The sequence below is a fragment of the Leucobacter chinensis genome, from assembly GCF_019049105.1.
Classification (GTDB): Bacteria; Actinomycetota; Actinomycetes; order Actinomycetales; family Microbacteriaceae; genus Leucobacter_A; species Leucobacter_A chinensis.
In genome coordinates, this window is the sequence record NZ_JAHQZR010000011.1 from 1 (window position 1) to 12,567 (window position 12,567).

General features: G+C 60.4%; 14 protein-coding genes. 7 read left to right on the forward strand and 7 right to left on the reverse strand.

The genetic code is table 11. The features are described 5' to 3' along the window. On the forward strand, positions 1-693 hold a 693-nt coding region (locus KTJ78_RS10530; protein WP_440137391.1), incomplete at its 5' end, for an InlB B-repeat-containing protein. Between the two features lie 43 nt (positions 694-736). Here KTJ78_RS10530 and ehuA read toward each other — a convergent pair. From ehuA to ehuB, 4 genes are all read right to left on the reverse strand, one after another. Continuing rightward, positions 737-1,519, reverse strand: a complete 783-nt coding sequence (ehuA, locus tag KTJ78_RS10535) for an ectoine/hydroxyectoine ABC transporter ATP-binding protein EhuA (RefSeq protein ID WP_369808070.1) — start codon at positions 1,517-1,519, stop codon at positions 737-739. Positions 1,520-1,580: 61 nt separating this feature from the next. After that, the gene (gene ehuD / locus KTJ78_RS10540; protein WP_217135507.1) at positions 1,581-2,237 is read right to left on the reverse strand and encodes an ectoine/hydroxyectoine ABC transporter permease subunit EhuD; all 657 of its coding nucleotides are present in this window, start codon (positions 2,235-2,237) and stop codon (positions 1,581-1,583) included. Continuing rightward, entirely contained in the window at positions 2,237-2,992 is a 756-nt protein-coding gene (gene ehuC / locus KTJ78_RS10545; protein WP_217135509.1) for an ectoine/hydroxyectoine ABC transporter permease subunit EhuC, read from the reverse strand. Before ehuC ends, ehuD begins: the two co-directional genes overlap by 1 nt. Positions 2,993-3,006: 14 nt before the next feature. After that, entirely contained in the window at positions 3,007-3,906 is a 900-nt protein-coding gene (gene ehuB, locus KTJ78_RS10550; RefSeq protein ID WP_217135511.1) for an ectoine/hydroxyectoine ABC transporter substrate-binding protein EhuB, read from the reverse strand. A gap of 225 nt (positions 3,907-4,131) precedes the next feature. Between ehuB and KTJ78_RS10555 the strand changes: the two genes are divergently transcribed. After that, on the forward strand, positions 4,132-4,884 hold the full coding sequence (locus KTJ78_RS10555; protein ID WP_217135513.1) for a GntR family transcriptional regulator: 753 nt from the start codon (positions 4,132-4,134) through the stop codon (positions 4,882-4,884). A 7-nt stretch (positions 4,885-4,891) separates the two neighbouring features. Here the strand turns inward: KTJ78_RS10555 and soxR are convergent, their stop codons facing one another. Beyond that, positions 4,892-5,338 carry a redox-sensitive transcriptional activator SoxR gene (soxR, locus tag KTJ78_RS10560; RefSeq protein ID WP_369808071.1) on the reverse strand — a complete coding sequence of 149 codons (447 nt, stop codon included), beginning with the start codon at positions 5,336-5,338 and terminating at the stop codon, positions 4,892-4,894. Positions 5,339-5,512: 174 nt separating this feature from the next. On the opposite strand from soxR, the gene fdxA reads away from it, so the two are divergent. The 4 genes from fdxA to KTJ78_RS10580 are packed head-to-tail and all read left to right on the forward strand — an operon-like array spanning position 5,513 to position 8,377. Next, complete coding sequence (fdxA, locus tag KTJ78_RS10565; RefSeq protein WP_217135515.1) at positions 5,513-5,836, forward strand: ferredoxin; 324 nt, start codon at positions 5,513-5,515, stop codon at positions 5,834-5,836. Positions 5,837-5,844: 8 nt separating this feature from the next. Beyond that, complete coding sequence (locus tag KTJ78_RS10570) at positions 5,845-7,227, forward strand: FAD-dependent oxidoreductase (protein WP_217135517.1); 1,383 nt, start codon at positions 5,845-5,847, stop codon at positions 7,225-7,227. Then, the gene (locus KTJ78_RS10575) at positions 7,224-7,721 is read left to right on the forward strand and encodes a flavin reductase family protein (protein WP_217135519.1); all 498 of its coding nucleotides are present in this window, start codon (positions 7,224-7,226) and stop codon (positions 7,719-7,721) included. Before KTJ78_RS10570 ends, KTJ78_RS10575 begins: the two co-directional genes overlap by 4 nt. Before the next feature lie 44 nt (positions 7,722-7,765). Then, positions 7,766-8,377, forward strand: coding sequence for a superoxide dismutase (locus KTJ78_RS10580; protein ID WP_217135521.1), 612 nt, complete (start codon positions 7,766-7,768; stop codon positions 8,375-8,377). 63 nt (positions 8,378-8,440) lie between these two features. Here KTJ78_RS10580 and KTJ78_RS10585 read toward each other — a convergent pair whose 3' ends face one another. Continuing rightward, positions 8,441-8,932, reverse strand: coding sequence for a hypothetical protein (locus tag KTJ78_RS10585; protein WP_217135523.1), 492 nt, complete (start codon positions 8,930-8,932; stop codon positions 8,441-8,443). A gap of 328 nt (positions 8,933-9,260) precedes the next feature. Beyond that, positions 9,261-10,829 (reverse strand): helix-turn-helix transcriptional regulator, encoded by a 1,569-nt coding sequence (locus KTJ78_RS10590; protein WP_217135525.1) that lies wholly within the window; start codon positions 10,827-10,829, stop codon positions 9,261-9,263. Positions 10,830-11,156: 327 nt separating this feature from the next. On the opposite strand from KTJ78_RS10590, the gene KTJ78_RS10595 reads away from it, so the two are divergent. Then, positions 11,157-12,567, forward strand: a 1,411-nt coding sequence (locus KTJ78_RS10595; protein WP_217135527.1) for a hypothetical protein, incomplete at its 3' end; no start/stop codon positions are given.

The window sequence follows — 12,567 nt, forward strand, 5'->3', positions numbered from 1 at the left end:
GTTGAAGGCATCACCTACAACCAGAACCGCGAAGGCGACACCGTCACCGTCACGGCAACCGCAGCCGATGGCTACGCATTCGAAACAGGAGTCGCAACCGAGTGGCAGTTCACCGTCACCGCCGAAGACTGCGTGACTGACCCCGAACCAAAGCCAGAACCAGAACCAGAACCTGAACCTGAGCCAGAACCACTCACTGTAACCCCAGTCGCCCCGACCCTCGAGGCAGCAACCGAGTGCGGCATCGAACCCACCATCACCCTTCCCCAGGTTGAAGGCATCACCTACAACCAGAACCGCGAAGGCGACACCGTCACCGTCACGGCAACCGCAGCCGATGGCTACGCTTTCGAAACAGGAGTCGCAACCGAGTGGCAGTTCACCGTCACCGCCGAAAAATGTGAAGAAGGCCCCGAAGAGCCTTCGGTAACCGATCCCGAAGAACCTCAGGTAACCGACCCCGAAGAACCTCAGGTAACCGACCCCGAAGGCCCTCAGGAACCGGCAGGGCCATCAGAGCCTGCTGACCCCGTGACCCCGAAGCCAACGACCGACGCCAAGACTCCAGCAGCCCCAGCAAGTCTCGCATCGACTGGCAGTAACCCCGGCATGATCGGGCTCGCAGCAGTAGCCGCGATCACGCTCGGTGCCGCACTCGTTGTGCTGCGCAGGGCTCGCTCGGCACGCGCGTAGCGCGCGATCCGCAACCAATATGTCGCGATCACGTCGCGACCCCCTAGAGCACCGCCGAGAGAAACTCTCTCGTGCGGTGCTCTTTCGGGTTATTAAAGAGCGTTTCGGGGTCGCCCTCTTCGACGATGCTGCCGTTGTCGAACATGAGCACGCGGTTTGAGACCTCGCGCGCGAACTGAATCTCGTGCGTCACGATGAGCATGGTGACATCGGTGTCGCGCGCGATATCGGTGAGAATGCCGAGCACCTCGCCCACGACCTCGGGGTCGAGCGCGCTCGTCACCTCGTCGAGCAGCAAAATCTCGGGATCCATTGCGAGTGCCCGCGCAATCGCGACGCGCTGTTGCTGCCCGCCTGAGAGCTGCGAGGGATGCGCATCGGCCTTGTCTGGCAGCCCGACCTTCTCCAGGAGCTCGTGGGCGTGCGCCTTGGCTTCCGCCTTCGGCACCCCGAGCACGTGCACTGGCGCCTCAATGATGTTCTCGAGCACGGTCATGTTCGGAAACAGGTTGAACTGCTGAAACACCATCCCGATGCGCTTTCGCATCTCATTCTTGTGTTTCTCTTTGAGTTCGACGCGCTTACCATTGACCTCGCGATGCGTAAGCGGCTTGCCATCAATGTAGATGTACCCGCCGTTTGCCTCTTCGAGCGTCATGACGAGCCGCAGAATGGTCGTCTTGCCCGAGCCCGAGGGGCCGATGAGTGTGACCCTGTCGCCTTTGCGCACCGAGAAGTCGAGCCCCTTAAGCACGACGTGGTCACCAAAGCGCTTCTCGACGCTCTCAAAGTGGATCGCGGGCGTCTCACCGTTGGCAATCGTAATTGCCCCAGTGTGGGTTGCCGGTGAGTGCTCGAACTGCACCTCGACCGATTCTGCTGCGGGGTTAGGCGTTATTGACAAGTCGTTTCTCCATTCGCCCGATCACGAGTGAGGTCGGGTAGCTTGCGAGTAAGAAGATCACGCCGGCAATCGTGATGGCTTCGATGTAGCGAAAGTGTTGGCCGCCAAAGAGTTGGGCGGCTCGCACGAGCTCGGTAACGGTGATCGCCATAAGAAAAGGCGTGTCTTTAAACATCGCGATCACGTAGTTGCCCAGCGAGGGGAGCGTGCTTCTGATGGCCTGCGGAATGATCACGGCCCACCAGGTGCGGCCGCGTGACATGCTGAGGGCCGTGCTCGCCTCCCACTGCCCCGCGGGAACCGCTTCGATGCCCGCGCGGTAGCTCTCGGCCATGTACGTGGCGTAATGTACGCCGAACACGATCACGCCAATGGTGAGCGGAGAGACGCTTGAAAAGGCGTAATAGACGAACAACAACTGCACGACGATCGGTGTCAATCTGATGAAGTTCACGACGAAGCCGAGGGCGAGCGCCACCGGGCGCGGTGCGCTTCGCCTCGTGACGGCGATGACGAGGCCGAGTAGCGCCGCAATCACACTGCCGAGCACCGTGACAAGAAGCGTCACCTTCACGAAGGCGCCGAGCAGAATGGGCAGCGCTTCGAGCGCGTAGTCCCAGTTCCAGAGTGCGTCTTGCATTACTTCGTCACCCCCTGCCCGCTCCTCGGGCGAATCGCGTCTTGCGCGGCGGTGACCTTCGAGGTCGAGCCGCGAAGCATTTCGCCGAATGACTTACCGCGGCCAAGCTTGCGTTTAGCGCGTGCCTCGAGCATGATCATGACGATGCTGAGCGCCCACGCCAGTGCAAAGTAGAGCAGCAGACCAACGGTGTAGGCAAAGAAGACGTTGGTGTCGATGCGCAGCTTGTTGAGCGACGCCGTGAGGTCAAACATCGTAATGAAGCTCACAATCGCCGTACCTTTGAGCAGCAACACGAGCAGATTACTGAGCGAGGGCAACATGATGGCCCACGCCTGCGGAAAAATCACGCGACGCATGCGACCAAACCGCGACATGCTGAGCGCCGTCGTGGCCTCCCACTGGCCGCTCGGAACCGCGTTGATCGACCCGCGAACAACCTCTGCTCCGTAGGCCCCATAGTTCAGCCCGAGGCCTAAGATGCCGACAAAAATCGGGGTAAGTTCGTAGCCGAACAGCGGCAACACGAAGAAGAGAAAGAAGAGCTGCACGACGAGCGAGGTGCCACGAAAGAACTCGATGACCACGCGCGCAATGCCTCGCACGAGCCCGTGTTGCGACAGCGCCATAAGCCCCAGAACAACAGAGACAATGAGCGCGAGAAGGGCGCCGCCGAGCGTGAGGGTGACGGTGATACCGAGCCCCTCCATGATGCGCGGCCACGCCCTTCCGAGCGCTTCAAGGTTTTCAACCACGGGTCGTTTCGCCCCTACTCAGCGAGTTCGCCCGAGCAGAGCTGCTCGGTCGTGAGGCTTTCGGGCGGCAGGTTTTCTGCCGTGAAGCCAAACTCTTCAACGAGCGAGAGGTACTTCGCCTCGTCGCCGGTAATCTTGGCGAGCTCGGCATTGTACGCCTCGAGCAGCTCGGTGTCGGCCTTACGGAACACCGTGCCGCCCGCACCGATCTGTGGCACCCCGTCGAGCTCCTGCACGAAGGCGTCGGTCGTCTCGACGTCGTCGAGATCCTTTGCCATCCAGTTCATCGAGACCGCGGTGAGCGTGAACGCGTCGGCGCGACCGCTCTGCACGGCCTCCATGCCTGCCTGTGCATTATCGACCTGGATCGTGTTCTTGATGCCGAGTTGCTCGGCATAGTCGGCCTCGATCGCGCCGCCCTGCACCGCGAGCTTCACGTCGCCGTCTCGGTCAAGCACTGAGTCAAGGTCGCTGAGCTTCTCGGGGTTACCCTTTGGCACCGCGAGCGCCGTCGTGTACATGATCTCGGGGTCACTGAAAGCGGCCTGCTCGCAGCGGTCAGGCAAGATTGACATGCCCGCACTGATGGCGTCGAAGCGGCCCGCGTTCAGGCCAGGAATGAGCGAGTTCCAGTCGACCTCAACGACCTCAACGTTGTCGATGCCGAGCCCCTTGAAGATCTCTTTGTGCATCGCGATGGTCGCGCCAGTTGCTTCACCGCTCTCATCAACCCATGAGTAGGGCCGCTCTTCGGCGATCGCGAGGGTGATCGTGCCCTCTTTCTGTAGCCGCTCGAGCGTGTTTCCGTCTGCCGCGTCAGAGTTTCCGGTGGCCGTGCAGGCCGAAAGCAGCAGCGCCGCGACCCCGGCGGCAGCGGCCGCGAGGGGCGTAAATCGGTGTCTGGTACTGGTCATTGTTCCTCGTTTCGTTTCTGAAGGCCAGGTGTAGGCCCGTGTCAGCGATCGACCTGAGCGATGCTACGCGGAATGCAGACCGAATGAAATGTAAACAGTAAGATTGTCTACAATTAGATAGAATCGTTGCATTAGCGGATCCCACCGGACAGCCCGCCACCGGCTCCGCCGTGGCAGCGGCAACCAGGGCCCACAGAACCTCGACAACACCGAACGGAGCACCCCTTGCACGGTCACTACCACGGCGGATCACCCCGCCAAATGGCTCCCCTCACCCGTAGCTCAACCGTCGATCTGATCGCCCACGAGCTTCGCTCGGCGATCTTCTCGGGCGGGCTTCCCGTCGGCTCGCCGGTGCGCGAGGTCGAGATCTCTTCACAGCTTGGCGTGAGCCGGGCCCCCTTTCGCGAGGCGGCCCAGCGACTCGTGCAGGAGGGGCTCCTCACCGCGTTTCCCGGCAGGGGCCTTCGGGTAACGCGCATCACCGGCGACGCGATCGACGACGTGTACGAGGCGCGGCTCGCAATCGAGTCTCGCGCCGTGCACCTCGTCGCCGAGGCGCGCAATACCGAGGTGCTTGGCGCCTTACGAAGCGCATACGAGGGGTTCGCACAGGCGACCGAGCGCGGCGACGATGCCTGGGCGATCGGCGATTCAGACCTCGCCTTTCACCAGCTCCTCGTTGATTTCGCCGGCAGCTACCGGCTCTCGCGACTCATGTCGACCCTGGTCATGGAGACGCGACTTGCGAGTCTGAGCGCCGAGGAGGGATTCGCTGTGCGTCTCTCGGTCTCACCCACCTACGAGGCGCTGCTCAGCGGGCTCGAGCTCGGCAACGCGCAGGCCTCGATCAGCGCCCTCGAGGTGCAGTTTCGCGATGCGATCGCCCGTCTCAAGGGCGAGAACGATTACCCCACGATCGAGACCGACCCCGATGCGGTGCAACACGAGTTCAACCCGATCGATACGGCGTCGTAAGGCCTCATCACACCGGAATACGGCGAGCGCCCTGCCCCGTATCGCCGAGCTCATCGTCGGGGTTCAGCAGGCTGCACGCTTTCATCGAGAGGCAGCCGCACCCGATGCAGCCGGTGAGCTCTTTCTCGAGCTTTTCAATGCCTCGGCGGCGCTGCTCGAGCACCCGTTTCCAACGCCGCGAGGCGCGTTGCCAGTCTTCGTGCGAGGGCGTCTCAAACATGGGCACGTCGGCAAAGGCATCTTTCACGTCTTCGAGCGGTATGCCGAGGCGTTTGGCGACCGAAACCAGGGCAACTCTGCGCAGCATGTGCCGGGGGTAGCGTCGCTGGTTTCCCGCCGTGCGGTGCGAGGCAATGAGCCCGAGTCGCTCGTAGTAGTGCAGCGCTGAGGCTGCCACACCGGTGCGCTCGCTCATCTCGCCGATGCTCAAGAGTTCGTCGGGCGAGTGGGCCACGGCCCCCGCTGAATCTTCCCCAGGCACTCCCTGCGATACGCCCGCGTCAACCTTTCGATGCTGAGTACTCACTGACACTTCACCCCTTTCGAATTGACCTCAACCTAGGTTGAGGTTTTAGAGTCTCAGTGTGAGCTTACATTCCCTGCCTGAACTCGTGAAAGGAGTCAGTGCATGACCTACGTCATCGCACTCCCGTGCGTCGACCTCAAAGACCGTGCGTGTATTGACGAGTGCCCCGTCGACTGCATTTATGAGGGCGAGCGTATGCTCTACATTCACCCTGATGAGTGCGTCGATTGCGGCGCATGCGAGCCAGTGTGCCCCGTCGAGGCGATCTATTACGAAGATGACCTGCCCGATGAGTGGAGCGGCTATTACAAGGCCAATGTCGAGTTCTTCGACAAGATCGGCGCCCCAGATGGCGCTTCACGAACCGGCCCGCTCGCATACGACCACCCGCTCATCGCCGCCCTTCCCCCTCAAGAGAGTGACTGATCAACCTTATGAACCGAACTGTAGCGGTCGTTGGCGCCGGCCCCGCTGGCATTTACGCCGCCGATATCCTGCAAGACCGTGACCCCGAGGTGCGTATCGACCTGTTCGAGAAGCTTCCAGCGCCCTACGGGCTCGTGCGCTACGGCGTCTCGCCCGACCACCCGCGCATCAAAAAGATTCAAGACGCGCTGCACGATGTGCTTGAAAACCCGCGCATCAGCTTTCACGGCAACGTCACCATCGGCACCGACATCACCGTCGACGAACTGCGCGAGGCATACGACGCCGTCATCATTTCGACGGGCGCCGACCGCGACGCCGAGCTGAAGATCGACGGAATCGACCTCCCTGGCTCCTTTGGCGGCGCCGACTTTGTGGCCTGGTACGACGGGCACCCTGATGCCCCACGGGAGTGGCCGCTCGAGGCCGAGAGCGTCGCGGTGATTGGCGCGGGCAACGTGGCGCTCGATGTCACCCGCATGATCATCAAGCACGCCGAGCACCTCGACCACACCGATATTCCCGACAGCGTAGAGTCGGCGCTCAAGGCAAACCGGGTGCGCGACGTGCACCTCTTCATTCGGCGTGGCCCGGCCGACGTGCGCTTCTCGGCCCTCGAGCTACGCGAGCTCGGAGCCCAGCACGACGTCGACGTCATCGTCGACCCAGCAGACCTCGAGCTTGACGAGCACGGCGAGCGCATGGTCAAGCAGTTCACTCAGCGTCGCATCATGATGAAGACCTTTACCGAGTGGGCCGCGATTGACCCGACGACCCGTGAGGCGTCACGCAGAGTGCACCTGCACTTTTACCAACAGCCGGCGAGGGTGCTCGGCGAGCATGCAGTCACCGGCATCGAGTTTGATCGCACGCAGCCCGATGAACTCGGCAGGGTGACCCCGACCGGCGAACGCGTCACCTACGACGTGCAGGCGGTGTACCGCACCGTCGGCTATCGGTCGTCGCCGGTCACGGGAGTACCGTTCTCTGACGAGACCGGCACGATTCCCGAGCAAGACGGGCGCGTGCTCGCGGCAGATGGCACGCCGATCGCGGGCTTGTATGTGACAGGGTGGATCCGTCGTGGGCCCATCGGCCTCATCGGCTCGACGAAATCTGATGCAGCGCAAACGATCGGCTCGCTGCTCGATGATCTCGCGCTCGCCGCGGGTAGCGAGGAGCGCGCGGCACGCCAGGCAGCAGCCGCCGAGGCTCTCAGCGAGCGGTTGCGGCAGGCGGTGACGTGGGAAGGCTGGCTGCAGCTTGACCACGCCGAGCGCACCCTCGGCTCGGTGCGCGACCGTGAACGCACGAAGATCGTCGAACGCCACGACATGCTGCACCATGCTCAAGCACCAACCGAAGCCACGCTGAAAGTAGGGACCCGATGACCACCACACAGACCGATCTTGAGACGGCGTTCAAAGCAGCGTTTCGCGAGCATCCAGCTGGGGTCGCGCTCATCACCGCGAACACCGCAGAGGGGCCTGTCGGGCTCACCGCCTCGAGCGTCGCTTCAGTTGCCGTCGACCCGGCAACGCTCGTGTTCTCGGTAACGCGCTCGACCGGCAGCGCCGGCCTCATACTGGGGGCCGACAGCATTCTCGTGCACCTGCTCGACGCAAGGCACCAGGCCATCGCGCAGGAGTACGCGGTATCTGGCGGCGAACGTTTCACCGACGAGCAGAACTGGAGCGAACTGCCCACGGGCGAACCTCACCTGGGCGACGTTCGTGTCGCGCTTCGCTGCCGCATCGTCAACAAGATCGCCGTCGGTTCGTCAATGCTCGCTGTTGCCGAGGTGCTGAGCGCCCACACGAACGAGAGCGGCGCCCCCATGATTTACCTCGATCGCGCCTTTCGCCTCACGGGCGACGCGATCTAACTCGTTGCCGCGCTCGTCGCTGCGACACCACTGAAAGGAAACACATGACCGTCTACACCCTTCCCGATCTCGACTACGACTACGGCGCACTTGCTCCTCACGTCTCGGGCAAGATCATGGAGCTGCACCACTCGAAGCACCACCAGGCCTACGTCACGGGTGCGAACACCGCGCTCGAGCAGCTCGCAGAGGCCCGCGACAGCGGCAACCTCGCGAACGTGAACAAGCTCGAAAAGGACCTCGCCTTCAACCTCGGTGGTCACATCAACCACAGCGTGTTCTGGAAGAACATGTCGCCTAACGGCGGTGGCGAGCCTGAGGGCGAGCTCGCCGAGGCAATTGGCGAACACTTTGGTTCGTTCGAAAAGTTCCAGGCGCACTTCACCGCGACCGCGATGGGCGTGCAGGGCTCAGGCTGGTCGGTTCTCGGTTGGGACGACCTCGGCGCGCGCCCCGTGATCTTCCAGCTGTTCGACCAGCAGGGTAACGCTCCGCTCGGCATCACCCCGCTTCTGCAGCTTGACGTGTGGGAGCACGCTTACTACCTCGACTACCAGAATGTTCGCGCCGACTACGTCAAGGCATTCTGGAACATCGTGAACTGGAGCGACGTGCAGGAGCGCTTCGCGAAGGCAACCGCCGCAACGAACGCGTAAGTTCTCGCGCCGCGAAAGGGCGGGTGTCTCGGCCAAACACTGGGAGAGACACCCGCCCTTTCGTCATACCGCCGGTTCTGACACGCCGTCTCGTCCCGAGCGCACCTCGCGCCCTCGTCGAAGCAGCTGCCAAATCGCAAAACCGAAGCTCGCTACGGCGAGAACGTGCACTGCCGATTCAAGAGAGGCACGCTGTATCCACCCGAGAGCCCATGGCAGCAACTCATAGTCGGGGCCGTACGACGTGTGTTGCAACCCGATGAGCACGAGCACCACCAGCGTTACGCTAAAGCCGAAATTCAAGGCCGCCGAGTGCGTGCGATTGCGTGCCGCAAAGACCGCAAACAACACATATATGAAGACCGCGCCGAGCACCCCGCCAACGATGTAGGGCACGTAAGGAACACTCTGCGGCCCCGCCATGATGGGCTCGTTCTTCAACGAAAATGTTGCCCCGACTCTGGCACCAAACGCTTGCATACTGATAATGCCCGCGAGGCCCACGTAGAGGCAGCCGAGAACCGCCCCGGCAACCACCTTTAACACGATATTCATGTCGTCTCACCCTCTTCGCTGATTCGTTTCAGCGGCGGCAAAACCCTACAAACCTTGGCTCATAACCCTCGGGCTGTTCGCCCTACCGCTCTGTGCTTACCCTCCACACAACCAGGTTTCATTGCCCGTTTCAAGGGTGCGCGGCACGGCGAGGCGCTCAGCCAGGGCTGCCGATGACGCTCAGCTGGAGGGCTCTAGCGACGCTGCTTCACCATGCGAACATCGCCAGGATCAAGGTCAGCAGCGGGGTGATGGGTGCTGGGCGATAAGGCTCACCGAGCGTGCCAGGCAAGATGTATCGAGAGCAAACATTCCACGTTCTTTCGCATTAGAAAAGCCCAAGCTCAATGCATCGAACCTTGGCCTCTTGCGCATTCGTTACGGCGAGCTTGCGAAAGGCTGAACGGACCTGGCTTTTGACCGTATTAATCGAGACGGTCTCGCGAAGCGCAATCTCTTTTCGACTCAAGCCGCTCACAACGTGCCTCAAGATGACAAGTTCTCTCGGTGTAAGCGTCGTCACTTCAGCAGTGTTCAGAACCGGCGTAAATTGGTAGAGCGGCCCGGCGGAGCGCGAAAGCCACTCCCTCTCGACTTCTGCCGAAAGAGGGTGCGAAACCGTGAGCTCAAAAAGTGCTCTGAGCGAGCTCGGGTGAATCGTCGTGAACACCGAGAGACACCCGTTCAGCCCAAGTAGTAAATCGCTGAAGACAGCACGAGCGGCTTCACGCCGCCCAACTGCAAGCAAACACATTGCTTGCAGCGCGAGAAGATCAAGCCGTTTTCGCGACGAAGCCAGCGGTATTGCGGTCTCAATCGTTTCAAGCGCAGTCTTGAAGTCATTCTCTAACGCAGCAGCCCGTGCTTCAATGAGTGCCACCGTGACTGGCTCGTTCAGGGTGCGTGACAGCGAGAGAGCCTGTTCACGTTTACCAGACTGCAATAGAGCCCCGGCTCTCAACCGCTGCGCCGTATGAGGCTCAAGGTACTCTTCGGTCTCATCAATGAGTTGCAACGCGCGGTTGGGAAAGCCCGAGAACAAAAAACAACGCACCCTCATCTCTATCACCCAGTAAAAGAATTCGAAGCCCTGTGTTGGCTGAGCAAGACTCGGTAAAAACTCGGCTGCACGGGCAAAATCAAGACGTTCGAAAGCGACGATGAACGAAGCGAGCGGCTCGGCAAAATCAACAACTGCGGCATAATCTGGGCTGATCGAGGCTGGCCATTCTGCGGCTCGTGCAAGCCATTCCTCCGCCTGATCAAGCCTCCCAGAAGCCGCATGTATGGCCGCAATCGTGCTTGCGGCTTCGTGAGCAACGAATCCCAGTTCATCTTGATGACGCCATCGCCAAGCATGCATGTAAGCAGCATGTGCATGAGCGATGTCGCCTGCCAACAAATATGTTTTGGCAGCTTGAGCGAAAAACCCCGAGGCTGCTGCTTCAGCAGCAGCACCTACTCGATCGGCAGCAATTAACACCTGTTCTTCAACGGCTTTGACAATTTCAAGGGCTTTCTCGGTGTGATGGTTAAGTCTCAGAGACACGATAGAAACCGTGAGCCTCCTCACTGCTCTCGCAGAAGTCTCGCCACCCTCGAGTAAAATTTGGTTCGCGGCATTGGGGTCTATATCTGCAACTTGCGACAGCCCCACAAATTCGAAGTGCGGTTGCAGTTCAGGGTGCAACGCTCTCACTTCTGGAGGCATAGATTCCAGAGCGCGCCTCGCATAAGCCATTCCACCGGGTTTGCGCACAAGCAACAGCGAGGTGTCTTCAAGAATGCGAATAACCTGTGCCCAATCTTGCGCCGAAACAGCTTCGTGGAGACCCAGATCATCTGTATCAAGGCTCGGCGCCAGATCGGGAATAGCAGCATGGTTCGAGGTACCCATCCCCATCTATTCCCCTCATCGTCGTCCCCTAATAGATCATTTCTAGTTCTCATACTCACATGACGGCGGCTGAGCGAGGTGAATTTACCCGGGGTGAACAAAGGGTGATTTACCCGCCCAAGGGGTGAAAAAGGCTTTCTGCAGGGGCTTCCTTCGGCAAGACTGTCTGCTCGGAGCGTGCCGAACATTTTCACCAAAAACCGTCACTCGTTCTTCGGGTTTCTCGGTTCCTGCATGAAACATGCCTGCGCACACTCTATGTCGCCGCCTTGCACACCAAGAACCGGCCGATATCTGCGCAACACACGCCAGGAGAAAAGGGTACTTATGGCAAACACAATGACAGCCCCGCCGAGGGGAAAGAAGATAAGAGATGCGCTTGGGGGCACTCTCGCATTCCTACTCCTCTCATTCGGTCTCACGACAACGGCCACGGCACCTGCCCAAGCCGCAGAGGGCACACCAACAGAAATCACCGAATGGTCTTTCCAGCGTTCAGACGCACTGACCAACGGCAACACCTACTGGCTTGATGTCTCTTGGCGTGCCGTCAAGCAGGTCGCAGCTACGCCTCCGGTTTCGGTGCAGTTCGATCTACCAAATGAGATCCGCGGCATCGCTGATTCGTTTGCCATTCGAGACGCAGCAGGCGCGATTTCAGGCGAGTGCACCGTTACCGAGCAGACTGTCACCTGCGGCCTTGACAACGATTACGTCGTCGCAAACCCGAACAATATTCAGGGTACTTTTAGCATGCGAGGCGCTCTCCAGTTTGACGAAGAAACCGTCACAGAGCCGCAGGAACGCACCATTCGAATCGCGGGCAAAGACCACACGTTCACTGTGACGCCAAAGGGAGAACCCGGGCCTGTCTGTGAAGGAGAGGCATGCGCATGGAGTCCTTACACTGACAAGGGCGCGAAGTACGGCAGTTACAACGATTCAAACGGCAACGTCAAGTGGAATATTTGGGTGCCAACCGTTTCAAGTGGAGCGGCTTGGATGAGCAACTCAGACCAGACGTTGAAAGAGGGCCTCAAGATCACGGTCACCGACCACTTTGAAGCGCCTCAAACCTATGTTTCCGGCCCCCACATCTACGAGCTCTCATGCATGGCGCACTCAGAGCAGGGTTATGAATACCCCGCTGGCTGGCGTGACGTCACCGAAGATGTGAATGCAACGGTAAGCGATGATTTCAAGTCGGTTACGTTTACCTCGAAAGCCCCGGCCCCGGGCGCCTGCGAAGGTGTGAAAAACTCTTCGGGCGCTCCTGAAAGCGCGCCCGCTCCTTACGAGCTTGAGGGCGGCATCTATGTCATCGAGTGGGTACTCAATAACAGCAATCATGAACTCGGTGGCAAGCAAACGCTGAAGAACGCTGCTGATATCAAGATCAATGGTGTTGAAACCCCTAGCATCGAGGTCGCTCACGAAATTCAGATGGCAGGCGGATCGGGCGGCGGCGATATGAACAACGCGCTCCCCACCTCACCCACGATCAACGCTGCTGAGTGCACCGAAGGTGATATTGGCAAGATCTGGGAAGAAATTGTACTGCCTGAGGGCGGGTTCTTCACCTACGAGCAGTCTGTAGACGATAACCACCTCACAACGGTCATCGCGACGCCGGTTCCTGGCGCGACGCTCAGCAAGGGCGACCTGCCAGAAGGCTGGACCGCAAACGACGACGGCACCGCAACCTGGAGCTACCAACTCAAAGCCACCGACTGCGACA